At 45.7% G+C, this 13877-nt stretch carries 15 protein-coding genes; 14 read left to right on the top strand and 1 reads right to left on the bottom strand.

Going from position 1 to position 13877, the window contains the following annotated elements:
- The first annotated feature begins 175 nt into the window (after positions 1–175).
- From ACAW68_01575 to ACAW68_01615, 9 genes are all read left to right on the top strand, one after another.
- Positions 176–1468 carry an adenylosuccinate synthase gene (locus ACAW68_01575; protein ID XGA16293.1) on the top strand — a complete coding sequence of 431 codons (1293 nt, stop codon included), beginning with the start codon at positions 176–178 and terminating at the stop codon, positions 1466–1468.
- 4 nt (positions 1469–1472) lie between these two features.
- Positions 1473–2009: a phosphoribosyltransferase gene (locus tag ACAW68_01580; protein XGA16294.1), complete on the top strand. Its 537-nt coding sequence runs from the start codon at positions 1473–1475 to the stop codon at positions 2007–2009.
- 213 nt (positions 2010–2222) lie between these two features.
- Positions 2223–2867, top strand: coding sequence for a FusB/FusC family EF-G-binding protein (locus ACAW68_01585; protein ID XGA16295.1), 645 nt, complete (start codon positions 2223–2225; stop codon positions 2865–2867).
- A 96-nt stretch (positions 2868–2963) separates the two neighbouring features.
- Positions 2964–4811, top strand: a complete 1848-nt coding sequence (locus tag ACAW68_01590) for a hypothetical protein (GenBank protein ID XGA16296.1) — start codon at positions 2964–2966, stop codon at positions 4809–4811.
- 171 nt (positions 4812–4982) lie between these two features.
- Complete coding sequence (locus tag ACAW68_01595; protein XGA16297.1) at positions 4983–5831, top strand: DegV family protein; 849 nt, start codon at positions 4983–4985, stop codon at positions 5829–5831.
- Positions 5832–5973: 142 nt separating this feature from the next.
- Positions 5974–6660 (top strand): hypothetical protein, encoded by a 687-nt coding sequence (locus tag ACAW68_01600; protein ID XGA16298.1) that lies wholly within the window; start codon positions 5974–5976, stop codon positions 6658–6660.
- Between the two features lie 125 nt (positions 6661–6785).
- Positions 6786–8312, top strand: coding sequence for an MDR family MFS transporter (locus ACAW68_01605; GenBank protein XGA16299.1), 1527 nt, complete (start codon positions 6786–6788; stop codon positions 8310–8312).
- Positions 8309–9049, top strand: a complete 741-nt coding sequence (locus ACAW68_01610) for a DUF4811 domain-containing protein (GenBank protein ID XGA16300.1) — start codon at positions 8309–8311, stop codon at positions 9047–9049. Before ACAW68_01605 ends, ACAW68_01610 begins: the two co-directional genes overlap by 4 nt.
- A gap of 72 nt (positions 9050–9121) precedes the next feature.
- On the top strand, positions 9122–9964 hold the full coding sequence (locus ACAW68_01615; protein XGA16301.1) for an aldo/keto reductase: 843 nt from the start codon (positions 9122–9124) through the stop codon (positions 9962–9964).
- Positions 9965–10015: 51 nt separating this feature from the next.
- Here the strand turns inward: ACAW68_01615 and ACAW68_01620 are convergent, their stop codons facing one another.
- On the bottom strand, positions 10016–10747 hold the full coding sequence (locus ACAW68_01620; protein XGA16302.1) for a hypothetical protein: 732 nt from the start codon (positions 10745–10747) through the stop codon (positions 10016–10018).
- Positions 10748–10834: 87 nt separating this feature from the next.
- On the opposite strand from ACAW68_01620, the gene ACAW68_01625 reads away from it, so the two are divergent.
- From ACAW68_01625 to ACAW68_01645, 5 genes are all read left to right on the top strand, one after another.
- Positions 10835–11617, top strand: coding sequence for a 5-bromo-4-chloroindolyl phosphate hydrolysis family protein (locus tag ACAW68_01625; GenBank protein XGA16303.1), 783 nt, complete (start codon positions 10835–10837; stop codon positions 11615–11617).
- Between the two features lie 80 nt (positions 11618–11697).
- Complete coding sequence (locus tag ACAW68_01630) at positions 11698–12468, top strand: matrixin family metalloprotease (GenBank protein ID XGA16304.1); 771 nt, start codon at positions 11698–11700, stop codon at positions 12466–12468.
- A 63-nt stretch (positions 12469–12531) separates the two neighbouring features.
- Positions 12532–12963, top strand: coding sequence for a DUF1810 domain-containing protein (locus ACAW68_01635; GenBank protein XGA16305.1), 432 nt, complete (start codon positions 12532–12534; stop codon positions 12961–12963).
- Between the two features lie 99 nt (positions 12964–13062).
- The gene (locus tag ACAW68_01640) at positions 13063–13419 is read left to right on the top strand and encodes a hypothetical protein (GenBank protein ID XGA16306.1); all 357 of its coding nucleotides are present in this window, start codon (positions 13063–13065) and stop codon (positions 13417–13419) included.
- Between the two features lie 13 nt (positions 13420–13432).
- A complete protein-coding gene (locus ACAW68_01645) occupies positions 13433–13837 on the top strand; it encodes a hypothetical protein (GenBank protein ID XGA16307.1) in 405 nt (134 codons plus the stop codon).
- The last annotated feature ends 40 nt before the right edge of the window (positions 13838–13877 follow it).

Raw genomic sequence — 13877 nt, forward strand, 5'->3', positions numbered from 1 at the left:
ACGTTATGAAAACACGAATAATTAACAGTGTGAATTAAAAGTAGTCGTCAAAAATCGAACTTTAACACGTATGAGTATTGAAACTTCAAATGTTTGTTGATAAAATAGATTTTGTGATAAAACGTTTTGAAATGTTCGTGTTTTGCGGATGTTCCAGTAAATTAAGGGGGCCATCATGGCAGGAATCGTAGTTGTTGGTAGTCAATGGGGAGATGAAGGAAAGGGGAAGATTACAAACTTCATCGCACAGAACTCGGATATGGTAGTGCGTTACCAAGGTGGTAACAATGCCGGCCACACGATTTATGTTGACGGACAGAAGTTTGAGTTGTCAGCTATTCCTTCAGGGATTTTCAACCCTAACCGTTTGGCAGTGATTGGTAATGGGTCAGTGGTTAACCCGAAGGCATTGTTGGAAGAGTTGCACGGTATTCAAGAAAAGGGTGTAACGACTGACAATTTGCGTATCTCAGATCGTGCGCACGTTATTTTCCCTTACCATATTTTGATTGACCAATTGGCTGATGCACGTAAGGGTGATGGCAAGATTGGTACGACTGGACGTGGTATCGGACCTACTTATATGGATAAGGCCGCACGTACTGGTATTCGTGTTGTGGACTTGTTAGACGAAGCTGTTTTGCGTGAGCGTTTGACGACGGTTTTGGCTGAAAAGAACGAGTTGTTGGAAAAGATTTATAACCATGAGCCACTTGATTTGGACGAATTGGTTGCTGAGTTTACCGATTACGGTCAACAATTGAAGCCATACATCACGGATACGACGGTGATTGTTAACGAATACCTTGATAGCAACAAGCGTGTCTTGCTTGAAGGTGCGCAAGGTGCCATGTTGGACATCGACCACGGCACGTACCCATACGTGACATCATCTTCACCAGTTGGTGGTGGGGCAACGATTGGAGCCGGTATTGGCCCAACAAAGATTGATCGTGTTGTGGGTGTCGCTAAGGCCTATACGTCACGAGTTGGGGATGGACCTTTCCCAACGGAATTGTTTGATGAAGTTGGTGATCGCATTCGCGAAATCGGTCACGAATACGGGGTTGTGACGAAGCGCCCGCGTCGTATCGGTTGGTTGGATACGGTGGTTTTGCGTCACGCTGCCCGCATTGGTGGCTTCACACACTTGTCATTGAACTCACTTGATGTGTTGTCAGGTTTGAAGACGTTGAAGATTGCGGTGGCCTACGAGTTGGACGGTCAACGTATTGAGCATTACCCAGCAAGTTTGGGGGATGTTCGTCGCGTAACGCCAATTTATGAAGAGTTGCCAGGCTGGAATGATGACATTACTGGGGTAAAGTCACGTGAAGAATTGCCAGCTAATGCAGAAGCATACTTGAAGCGCGTTGAAGAATTGATTGGTGTGCCTTTGTACACATTCGCGGTCGGTCCTTCAAATGAACAAACGATTATTCTATTTGATATCTGGAACGAGGGGTAAAAACATGGAAACAATGACGTTGCAACGGACTGTTTTGGGAACTGAAGAAATCGCTGCGATGGTTGAACGCGTCGCAGCTGAAATCAACGATGCAACGGCACATGTTGAGCGACCTGTATTTGTGGGAGTCATGAAGGGTGCCTACATCTGGATGGCTGATTTGCTACGTGCGGTGGGCCGTGACGTTGAAACGGATTATATTGATGTGTCGAGTTACGTGGGGGATTCGTCAACTGGTCACATTACGATTCAACGTGATTTGAAGGTTGACCTAGCTGGCCGTACCGTCGTTATCCTAGATGAAGTGATTGATACGGGATTGACGTTGCGTTATCTAAAGGCTGACTTTGAGAAGCGAGGGGCTGATCAAGTGTTGGTTGCGGTAGCGGTCGACAAGCGTGATGATGTGTCCGCCGGGGGCATTACACCTGACTTTGTGGGAGCAAAAGTACCAAATGAATTCTTGGTTGGTTATGGCATGGACTATAACAACCACCACCGTAACTTGCCATATGTCGCGGTGCTTGAATTGAAGAAGTAAGACATAAAGCGACCTGACTGAATAACTAGTCAGGTCGCTTTATTGCTTACTTTTACACATTTCTATATAATGATTGAACTATCAAAAACGAATGGAGATGATGAAGATGCCAGTATTTGGATCATTATCTGTACGCCGCATGAAGGTTAAGTCAAATTAATTGTCATCGCCGGCGTAGTCTGTGCGATGTGTATCTTGAAATGGAGCGTAAACATGGACAAACAACTACAACCGCACGAATTCGTTGCAATCAAAGAACAAGTCATCATCTTGAACAAGGCGTTTAACTCAGTTAACGACAAGAATGTTAAGTCTGTCGTGCAGGCTGATGTTATTGAAACGGTTAAGAACATTTTGCCAGACACGGATGTCGCCAATGAGTTCTTGGCGCAATTGCCTGAAATTGCAATGTCGAAGCAACGTGCTGAACATGCGTTTAAGCAACTTGAAGAATTGGTGACGCCGTTCCCTGAGTTGAGCGCAAATCAACTTGGCAAGTTGTTCAAGAAGGTTAAGAAGCTACCTGAACCTAAGTGGGAAAACATGAATCGTCATGAAATGACCTACTTAGGTTGGAATGACAATGGTAGCCAAAAGAAGTACATCGTCGCACCACGCGATGGTAAGTTGGTGGGCATCTATGGTGATTTCGATCCAAAGCCGTTGAACGGATTGTGTGCCATCTGTCACCAACTAGGAACTGTTTCAATGTTCCTATCAAAGGTGAAGTCACGAGGTGCTGAAGGTAATTATACGAAGCGCGGTAATCTTATTTGCCGTGATAGCTCACTTTGCAATGCGCAATTGAGCAGCCTTGACTACCTTGCAAGCTTTGTCGAAACGACGCTTGTTAAGTAAGAATAGCTAACTAATGAACGACCTGACTGGCAAGCAACGTCTCAGGTCGTTTTGTTGTATACTACCTGTATTCAAACGGGTACGAGGAGTAATATCATGCAACTCAAATTAGATCAAGATGGTTTTATTGATGAAGCGTTGGTGGACGATGTGCGAGCTGGCTTATCGACGGCTGGGACGGCATTGGGGCCAATCAACAAGCGGACGTTGAAGCGTAATCGCCAACAATTTAGAGACTTAACGGCATCATTTGCTAAGCAAACTGAATGGGTGAATGCCCAACAATTAAGCGCAGCAATTTTGGATGATGTGTATTTGGTGACTAACAAGCCAACGATTGCATGGGACGTCGAAGATGTGTTGCTTGGATTGACCTTTACAATTGGGTCGCATGATCAATTTCAAGCATTGGATGATGAAACAATCATTGCATTCACGACAGATTTGCTACAATTCTTGGCTTTGAATGGAATGGTACAAGTTGATTTGGCGCCGAGCCTTGCTGAACAATGGGTGGTTGCTGAATTAGCCGCCTACCGCGAAAACTTGGCTAACGAGTCACTGACCGACGAGGCGACACAAACGACCGATACGATTAAGCCGTTGTTGGCTAAGCTGGCCACACAATCCCAATTTGTGGCACTGGACAGTGCCGTACAAGAGTCGATGGTGACGACAATGCTACCGCTGTTCGCTGATATGATGCGTGAAATTGCCCATGAACCACTCGGCAAGTGGACGACGAACGGCTTAAAGCGCATTTTGTTTAATTACTTTGTGCCAACAGTGGTTTTGACTGTTGAGCAACAACAAAACTTACCCGATGTGATTGCGATGTTTATTGAAGCTAATCCGGTCGTGGCCGTTGATGCGCCAACGTTTATGGCGACTGCGCAACAACTTGCTTGGCAGTTTGAACATGAGGCATCATACCCAGGTTACTATTCAGCTGATAAGCGCGTGGCAACGGTTGCCACTGAGGCCGGCATCAGTTTGAATGATCAACAAGCATTGGACGAATTCGCGGATGACTATTGGGCTAGCAAGGCGGGCCAAGAGAAGTTTGGCGCAATTGGTCGAGGTTTTGGTGGTCTATGGGATTACTTGGAAAATGAACGTTTGTTCCAAGATGTTAAGTTGAAAAACCAAGACGCACGCTTGTTCTACCAATACATGGAACCGTTCTACATTCAAAGTTTGGATCCGGATTGGGAAGCTGATTATGACTTTGAACGTTGGCAAAAAACGATTGCCCACAACACACAGTTAGCAGTGTTGGATGCGCTGTATGGTCGAACAAAGGTTGAGATGATTAAGCACATTGCGATGGCGTTCGGCCACCAATCAGCGGATGAGACCCACCATCAAGTGCAGGTTTGGTTGCAACAAATTAATGATTTGCTGGGACCGGTTGTGCAACTGAATGACCGTGGCCAAGTGGTTTTTGATGATAAAGAACGTTTATTGCAAGCGGTTCAGAAGGAAGTACACCAAACTGAATTGGCGAAGCTACCAGTATTGATGGCGACAACGCCCGCTGAGTTGCGTGAGCAAAATCATAACCAAGTTGATATCTTTATTGAGAAGTTGCAAATTCAATTAGGGGATGTGTTGGAAGCTGATCAAATTCGTTTGGCTGAAGAAATCCTTGATAATCTCACGGAGACGGCGGGTGGACAATGGCAAATGCCGCTACAAGCGCTATCAGATGAGAACTTCACGAAGGTGTTGGCCAGCGAATTGTTTGGCGTGTTAACCATGCGCCAAGCCTATTTCGGGTTACAGATCATCATTGCTTTCTTGGATAACTCCCGCGCTTTAGCAGAATTAACCAAGCCACGCTTCGATGAATTTGTCCGCCTCATTAAGACAATGCAAGACCAACAAGTGTCACAATACTTGTTGGATATCGCTGAACGAATGACGCTTGAAACGCCAATTTAATTGATAATGAAACTCCTGATTAGCGCCATGCTAGTTGGGAGTATTTTTTTGCGCTATTGCAACACTGACCCGTATTTTAAAATCGTCCTATATATGATATAGTTTTAGATACTAGATGGTTTAGTTATTAAACATAAGTATTTTAACCAGAAGGTCGAGGGGGAATTTGAAATGGCTAAAGTAAAAATTGTAACTGACTCAACAGCGCGTTTGACGCCGGAAGAAGTGGCTGCATATGATATTGCGGTTGTACCTCTAACGGTGATGATTGATGGCGTGGTGTACCACGATGGGGTATCAATTACACCAAGCGAATTTATTGAGAAGATGGCGGAAGCTAAGGCGTTGCCAACGACATCACAACCATCACTGGGCGCGTTTACGGAAATTTATGAAACGATGCCAGAAGATGTTGAAATCTTGTCATTGCATTTGACGAACAAGTTGTCAGGGACGGTGCAAGCTGCTGAACAGGCATCACGCATGGTGCCACAAGATGTTGTTGTGCGTGATTCGAACTACATTGATCGTGCCTTGGCGATGCAAGTGTTGGTCGCTGGTCGCATGGCCGAAGCTGGTGCAACACGTGATGAAATCTTGGCAGAATTGCAACGCGTTGAAGATAACACGGAATTGTACCTAACTGTTAGCACGTTGAAGAACTTGGTCGCAGGTGGTCGTTTGTCAAAGACGGCGGGATTGATTGGTTCTTTGTTGGATATCAAGGTTGGGGCACACGTGCCACTTGGTCAAATCACGATGGAAGTTAAGGGTCGTGGTAAGAAGACAATCAAGGCCTACCAAGACTTGATTTTTGAGCGTATGCAAGCGGAAGAAAACGGCATTGCGGTTATCGGTATTTCACTCGCTGATGCAGCTGAAGATGCTGAAAACTTGGCAGCGCGTGCCCGTGAGTTGTTCCCTGATGCAATTGTGGATATTGCGGAAACAACGCCAATCGAGTCAACACACGCTGGCCCAGGTGCAATGGGTATTTCTTACTTGAAGAACTACGCCTAATTAATTTGAATAAAGATCAATGCTGATGGTTGTTAAGCCATCGGCATTTTTTATTTCCCATTGAGCTTTTGAGAGGGGTATTCTGGATAATTCTGGTATGCTGAATTCATAGAACGCCATGCAATTCTATTGGAGGGGCCACATGAAAAAATTAGTACAGTGGGGAATTGGTATTTTGGGTGTTGCTGCCGCGGTTGGGATTGGTTATGTCGGGATGGGGATGATCAGTGATGCCCACTCAACGGATAAGGTCACCACGAGTGCAAAGCAACAATCACCAAGTGAACACCAGACTGATAAACCTAAGCAACAGAAAACAATTTTTCAGCAAATTGCCGGCCGAGACTTCTGGTTCACATCCGGAGCTGGTGGCTGGCGCACTGTCATGACTATTAATGAAGATGGGACATTTTCTGGGAAGTTTACGGATTCAGATATGGGTGATATTGGGACTGATTATCCCAAGGGGAGCATGAAGATTTCGGAATTCACGGGCCGTTTAGAAAATGTGCAAAAGGTATCGGATACCGCCTACACAATGACGGTGGCGCAACTTGATTACAATCCAGCGGATGTGACAACGATTGTTGATGGTGTGCGTGAAATCACAGCTGAGCCTTACGGCATTGGGTTAAATGATGCCATCACGATTTATTTGCCCGGTCAGGAAGTTGATCGGAACGATACCACGTACCGTATGTGGCTGGGAACTGGTGGACCGTATGGTGACACGACGGCTTTCATTCAAAACGAGAAATTCACGTTGCCAACCTTATTTGATACTACGCAACACTATGCCTGGATTGTCTATCCGGCATCACAAGTATAAGAAGTTTGAAAACACTGAACGGGTCAACTGTTCAGTGTTTTTTGTATGAAAGGCAGGGCTTCATCCCCACAATATTCAAATTAACTTCGTAAGATAGGGTGAATAAAGTTATTGAGGGGGTAAATATGGCTACAAAGCAATTTACAGACATCAATGGCAAACCGTTCAATCGTAATGCGATGGTTGCGGTGCTATTGATTGGAACGTTTGCCGGAGCGCTGATGCAGACATCGCTCGGAACAGCCATTCCAACGCTGATGCGTGATTTCGATATTACGTTAGCGACCGCACAACAGGCAACGACTTGGTTTATGTTGGCGAATGGGATTATGATGCCGGTTTCGGCATTCTTATCAACCCGTATACCGACGAAAGTGTTGTACATCACAGCGTATTTGCTGTTATTTATCGGTATGACCATCACGTCGCTGACACCAGCCGACCATGATATGTGGTGGATGTTCCTAGCTGGCCGAATCATTGCCGCGATTGCGGTTGGTATTTCGATGCCACTAATGCAGGTTGTTATGGTGAATATTTTCCCAGCCGAGGCACGTGGGACAGCCATGGGGTTGAACGGAATCGTCATCGGATTAGCGCCGGCGATTGGGCCAACGTCATCTGGCTGGTTGCTACAAAAGCACGGGACAGTAATGGGTTTGAACTTGAACGGCTCGTGGCGTTTGATTTTCCATTTGCCAATGGCTGTGCTAGCGCTAGTCATCATTGCCGCGCCGTTCTTTATTAAAAACGTCATTAAGAATGAACGCATGAAACTTGATTTACCATCACTGGTCATTTCAACGGTTGGGTTCGGCTCATTCTTGTGGGCGTTTACCAACGTTGCAACCGATGGCTGGGGCAACGTGAAAACGGTTATTGCACCAATGATTATAGGTGCCTTAATTATTGTGCTATTCGTGCTACGTCAGTTACGTTTGGATGAGCCGTTTGTGGACGTTCGTGTGTTTAAGAATAGGCAATTCACGTTGACGACCATCTGTGTGATGATGTCGATGAGTGCCATGATGGGGGTTGAAATGATGCTTCCAACGTACTTGCAGAACGTGCACTTGTTAACGCCGTTGCAATCAGGACTAACATTGATGCCAGGGGCACTGATGATTGGTGTTATGGCAGTGTTGGCAGGACGTGATTATGATCGAATCGGGGCAAAGCGTCTGACAATTACCGGCTTTACATTTGTGACAATTGGGACGTTACCATTCTTGTTCTTGTCACCAACAACGCCAACACATTTCATCACGACCCTGTACGCAGTGCGTATGTTTGGAATTGCAACTGCACTAGTACCGTTGACGGCGATGGCGATGGCGGTATTGCCAAAGAACGAAGCGCCACACGCGACCGCGGCAAACAACACAGCCCGTCAGGTAGCGTCAGCAATCGTGGTGGCCTTGCTGTCATCAGTGACGCAGAACGTCATTGCTAATCACGAGCCAGCCAAACACTTGAAAACGACGAACCCATTACAATATGGTGCTGATTATTTGGAGGCCTCAATGAAAGGGTTCCACGTGTCATTTGCAATTGGTTTGAGTTTCGCGATTATTGGGATTATCGTCGCACTGTTCTTGAAGGGCGGTAAGATTGTGCCAGTAGCAGCAACGAATGAGGAGGATGCAGCATGATTATTCCGATTTTAGCAGTTGTCGCGATTCTAACTTACTTGGCATGGATTCGGATTGAGCCGCTGGCCTGGCGTATTCCGCTGGGACTGATCAGTGGGACGGTCTTCGTGGCCTTGGTGATGTTATTGTTAGTTAATTTTGATCGTCATTACGGCATGGAGAAGGTTACTAAGACTGAGACGCAACAGATTTATTCGGCGGTTGGTGATAAGTTGCCAATTGGTATCCTGGTGACGAAGGAGTTGGGAACGAAGGCTGATAACTATGTGTTGGTCTACGCTGATAAGCCAACTGGCAAGGCGACTGCGCATTTTGTGCCTGATACCAAGCATATGGTTAAAGCAGTAAAAAAGAGCGCAACTTATCGAGAAGCCAACGTTTCTAAAGCGACCGTTAAAACAACCACCACGCGTTGGGAGTGGCAAAACGAGGCTTTTAAATTTCTACTTGGTTTTGGCGGTGAAGGTGGCACAATTGCGAAGCAGAGCTCAGTTGTCACGATTCCGAAGTCGAGCTGGTTGGCGGTAACCGACACGCAAGCTAAGCGTTTGACAAAGATGCAAGGCGACCAAGATGCGACACAACAACAAGCTTTGCAGCAAGCGGTGGCTGAGCAAGTCATGGCTTATCGTGAAGCAAATCCAACGGCGACACCAGCACAGCTAGCCAAAGTTGAACAAAAGGTGACGACTGAAACAACGCTGGCAGCGGTCAAAAAGATGTTGGCTGAAAACTAATGCCCTTTTTCTGACCACCTTGGCGAAGTGGTCGTATCATATTGCGTATGAAGTTGAAAAGAGGTCTGAACGATGTCATTTTTACACGAAACATACACACTAAATAACGGCATGTTGATGCCAAAGATTGGCTTGGGAACTTGGCAACAAACCAAGCAACAAGCACACGATTCAGTTGCGGCTGCTTTGGCGGCTGGCTACTTGTATGTTGATACGGCGCAGATGTATCAAAACGAAGATGCGGTGGGGGCTGCGATTGCAGAATCTGGCATTGATCGCGACACGTTGACGATTTCAACTAAGATTGACGCCAGCATTAAGGATTACCGCCATGCGGCTGAGTCAATCGATGCCTCTTTGGCGGCATTGAACATGGACTACATTGATTTGTTGTTGATTCACGCACCACGTCCTTGGAATCAAATGGAAGTGCCAAACGTGCGTCCAAGTCGTGGTAATAACTACTACGAGGAAAACTTGGCGGTTTGGCAAGCGATGGAAGAAGCAGTCCAAGCTGGTAAGGTAAAGAGTATTGGCGTGTCTAACTTCAACAACGAAGATGTGAAAAACATTTTGGATAATGGTTCAATTACACCGGCGGTTAACCAAATTATTTATCACATTGGGATGACGCAAGACGTGAACCAACCGTTTGATGAAGCGAATGGGTTGCTAGTTGAAGCATACAGCCCAATTGGGACGGGCCGTCTGTTGCGCATGCCAGAGTTGCAAGAAATTGCCGCACACTACGATCGCTCGGTTGCGCAATTGGCTATCCGTTATGCTTTGGCTAAGGGCACATTGCCACTACCAAAGGCTAACCACCCAGAATATGTTGCGCAAAACGCGGATGTTGATTTTGAAATCAGTCCAGCTGATATGCAACTACTGGATGCAATTAAGATGCCATACTAACAACAAACGAAAAACGCTCTTACCGCAACGAAGTGGTAAGAGCGTTTTGTATTACTGAACAGTTGAAACATTGAATGTGACTGGATAATCATTTGTGCCTTGCGCGAGTGTAATACGGGCTGCTGTAAACTGCATCTGTTGATAGTCGAAGTCATTCGAGTCAGTCAGCACAATGAAATTACCAGACTTTGAATCACCGGGTTCAAGGATTCCAGTATTAAATTGGTCGTACATGTAGTGACCGACACGCATGTCAGAATGCGTAAAGGTTTGGCCGTTCCCATCAACTAGCGTCCAACCAGCAACGTTGGTGTTCAATAAATTGATGGCTTGGTTGGTGTTATTGGTGATGGTAACGCGGAGTGTGACACGATAAAATTCGTATGGCAATGACACGTCAGCCTTCACAAATTCCTTTTCGGCTGGTGAGAAAAGTGATTCTAGATTAGTCGTATCCAAAATGTTGATATGTGAAATAGAGAATTGCAGGCCGTTAGCCGTGGTGTTCATGCCAATATCTTTATCCATAAACGTTGATTGATAGTCTTGATGATTATTAGCGGGTGCGCGTGAGTAATCGATGGCCGATGAACTCGATGCACTTGCGGCACTCGAGCTGCTAGAAGTAGTCGAAGATTGTGCGGTCAAAGGTGCAGAAGTGTCATTAAAATCGTGAACGGTATATCTGGTTGCTTTTGGTCCGTAAATAGCGATAACATAGAAGCCAAGCAATAATCCGCTGAAAATCACGAGTATTAAGATTTGGCGGGTTAATTTGGTCATGGTTCGGCTCCTGTTTTTTTAACAGTATACACCTAGTATAAAAGGGGCGACTAGTGACTGCCGTAGAAAACGAGGGAAGCAGAGTAGATGTTGTTAAATCTGAGAACGCTAACGGCGGTTGAATTACGTCGCAATAAATTAATTGCCGTCTTTTTGATGGGGGCCCTTGGCCTGGAGCTGACGACGGTTGCACCGCGCGCCAGTGTCGTGATTTTGATTGGTGCCGTCGTGTCCGGCGTTTTGCCGAATGATAAGGTGGCGGTGCTGTGGCTAATGCCAGCGACATTGTTGGTTGGTGTGCTGTTTCTAACGCAACCAACTTGGCTGGTGAAAGGTATTTTTGCCGGCGTTGTGTTACTTGTTCGGTTTGGGTTATTGCAAGACAAACCGATTACGCAAGGGGCGACGTTGCCAACTAAATATACGTATGATCTGACTGGATTATCACGCAAAGATAAGCAAGCTTTTCAAAAGGCGTTCGCTGTCGGTTATGAGGATATCCAAGCTATCAATGTGGCAGTTAAGGACGACGCGCAGTTGCAAACAATTGCGGATCAATACCAATTCGAATTGTTCACGGATAACATTATGGCAACATTAGCTGAGAAACCGGAACGTCTTGTGTTGGCGGATGAGTTCCTTTATAACCACGTACCAAACACGTTGAAAATCGTCCGTATGTACATGACTGTGCAAAAGCAGACATCAGTATCACAAGTCGCTGATGAACAACTCGTTCAAGCGCAAAATACATTGGTTGCGTTGTTTAAAGAAATAAAAGTGGATTACCACGTCCTGACGCAAGTCGATTCGCAAGCGCTATCAGAGCAAATTGCGATTGCGCAGCAAACGATGTACAACCGAAATTAAATAATAATCGTGAGCTGGTTTTCCAGCTCTTTTTTTACGCAAAAATTCAAATTAACCCAGTATGATAGAGGCAAAGGGGGGTGACGGATTTGGATGAAAAAGACAAAGAGCTGGATCAATTGATTTATGATACGTACGGCATTATTGAGTCGGAACCAGATGAAACCAAGCCGACACCTCGTAAACCGCGCCACCGTCGCCGGCTTATCTACACGAGCATTATTTTGCTGCTGGTGTTCGGATCGGTTGGGAGTAGCTTTGAACCGATTATGAGTGCGATTAACTACAGCTCGCAGCGACGCCAATTGAATAATTTAACGATTAAACAGGCCGAGACGGGTAATGAAAAGTTGCTTCGAAATGGTGGTTTCGGTCCGACAAGTGATTCACTAGGGATGTACACTGGTAAAAACGGTGAGCTAACCGTTGCAATTGTGCAATCAGATTTTCAAACGACAACGCCGAATGTGCAACGTGCACTTAAAGGCGCGATTAAATTTTGGCGGGTGAAATCACAGGGCAAAATTAATATCAAAGAAGTTCAGCAGCGCCAGAGTCCAGATTTACTCGTACGAGCCGGTGCGATGGGGGATGAAGGGACTGACGCGGGAACGCACGCGTTGGCTTGGATGAATCCATCAACTGGTGAGCTACGTGTTTCAGGCGATGTGTTGTCATTGTCGAATCAAAACACGTTGACGAAAACGCTGGCTCATGAACTTGGACATGCCCTGGGGTTAGGTCATACGACTGATGGCCACAATATCATGAGTGCGATGCTTTCGCCAAAAGCAGATGAGGTTTCAACGAACCAACTGACGCACATTGAGACGTTCCAATCTGAACGTTGAACCAAGGTGAAAACAGTACATCATGCTAGAATTAACTTATCAATATGAATGAGGTGATAGGTCATGGATGAAGCATTGGCAAATGATGTGCAACGATTTGTTTTGGCACAAGAAAACGCAAACAGCTTTCAAACGGCGGTTGATGAATTGACGGCTGGTAAGAAGGATTCACACTGGATGTGGTGGGTATTCCCCCAGTTGCGTTCACTAGGTTCAAGTGAACGTGCGGTTTATTATGGTGTGGCAGATGCAGATGAGGCTCGTGCTTATTTGGCAAACGAGACACTAGCTGAGCGTTTGTTGCATGTCACGAAGATTGTTTTGGATTTGAAGGCAGCCAACATTGTTGATGTCTTTGGGGATGTTGATACGCGCAAGTTGCAAGCATCATGGACGCTGTTTGAAGCAGTCGCAGATAACAAAGTACCATTTGCAGAAGGACTAGATTTCTACTTTAACGGGGAACGTCATTCAGCAACATTGGCCGAATTGTAATCAATGATGGGCACTCGGAAATTCGAGTGCCTTTTTTGTACCCACGCGAATTCAAAGTGTTAACATTTAGGTGTTGAAAAGAAACGAGGCTTATTAGTGATGAATCAAACAGTATTAAAAGCAGTAGAACGTGTCACTTGGAACACAGAACACCACTTCTTGCATATTAAGAATCAACACGAGTTCAAGCGCCAACTAGCGGTGCAATTCGAAATGGGGTATTCGGATGCCCGTTTCATTCAATTCTTCTTGGAAACGCAAGAAAGCGATGATGACATCTGGCAAACGTTTACAGATGCCTTTGAAAAGGTGACGGCGTTTGAGTACGCGTTTATCGCAGGTGGTTTGGAAGGCTTCAATGAGCAATTTGGGGATCAAATGGCTGCTTATGATGAAGCGCACCAAGAGTTACTAAGTATTTTGGAACAGGTAAAGTTGTTAGCAACAACGTTTTAGGGGGCAATCACAAATGTTTGATTACAAGGCATATTTCAAGGAACGCACGATGCGTGATTACACAGTTGCCATGGTTTTGCGCATGATGGCGGACAATGGCTACATGGGACAACATGCCGTTGATGTGTTGTCTGAGACCAATGCAGAGATTACGTCAGAACCATTCCCAGGCGAGGCAGGACTACGTCAATTGTACGTTCACATCGATGGACAACAATTTGTCGTTCGATTTAAGGTGAACCTAGAGACCGGTGACACGACAGTTCGTGACGCTTGGCGTAATGATGAGCAAACCCATGTTGATGAGTTGAACTTCATCGACTATTGGTACCCAACTTACTTCCCTGATGGTCAGGTAGCTGATCGTGTAAAGGATTGGTATGCAGTTGCGGATGCTAAGCTACAATTTAAGGCGTAACGAGTAATGAGACCTGTAAAATTTGTACAGGTCTTTTTTG

The sequence above is a fragment of the Weissella confusa genome (assembly GCA_041871065.1).
Classification (GTDB): Bacteria; Bacillota; Bacilli; order Lactobacillales; family Lactobacillaceae; genus Weissella; species Weissella confusa_A.

Bases quoted from the DNA above. Each gene is read 5' to 3' on its own strand.
- ACAW68_01575 (XGA16293.1), top strand. From the start codon at position 176: ATGGCAGGAATCGTAGTTGTTGGTAGTCAATGGGGAGATGAAGGAAAG.
- ACAW68_01580 (XGA16294.1), top strand. From the start codon at position 1,473: ATGGAAACAATGACGTTGCAACGGACTGTTTTGGGAACTGAAGAAATC.
- ACAW68_01585 (XGA16295.1), top strand. From the start codon at position 2,223: ATGGACAAACAACTACAACCGCACGAATTCGTTGCAATCAAAGAACAA.
- ACAW68_01590 (XGA16296.1), top strand. From the start codon at position 2,964: ATGCAACTCAAATTAGATCAAGATGGTTTTATTGATGAAGCGTTGGTG.
- ACAW68_01595 (XGA16297.1), top strand. From the start codon at position 4,983: ATGGCTAAAGTAAAAATTGTAACTGACTCAACAGCGCGTTTGACGCCG.
- ACAW68_01600 (XGA16298.1), top strand. From the start codon at position 5,974: ATGAAAAAATTAGTACAGTGGGGAATTGGTATTTTGGGTGTTGCTGCC.
- ACAW68_01605 (XGA16299.1), top strand. From the start codon at position 6,786: ATGGCTACAAAGCAATTTACAGACATCAATGGCAAACCGTTCAATCGT.
- ACAW68_01610 (XGA16300.1), top strand. From the start codon at position 8,309: ATGATTATTCCGATTTTAGCAGTTGTCGCGATTCTAACTTACTTGGCA.
- ACAW68_01615 (XGA16301.1), top strand. From the start codon at position 9,122: ATGTCATTTTTACACGAAACATACACACTAAATAACGGCATGTTGATG.
- ACAW68_01620 (XGA16302.1), bottom strand. From the start codon at position 10,747: ATGACCAAATTAACCCGCCAAATCTTAATACTCGTGATTTTCAGCGGA.
- ACAW68_01625 (XGA16303.1), top strand. From the start codon at position 10,835: ATGTTGTTAAATCTGAGAACGCTAACGGCGGTTGAATTACGTCGCAAT.
- ACAW68_01635 (XGA16305.1), top strand. From the start codon at position 12,532: ATGGATGAAGCATTGGCAAATGATGTGCAACGATTTGTTTTGGCACAA.
- ACAW68_01640 (XGA16306.1), top strand. From the start codon at position 13,063: ATGAATCAAACAGTATTAAAAGCAGTAGAACGTGTCACTTGGAACACA.
- ACAW68_01645 (XGA16307.1), top strand. From the start codon at position 13,433: ATGTTTGATTACAAGGCATATTTCAAGGAACGCACGATGCGTGATTAC.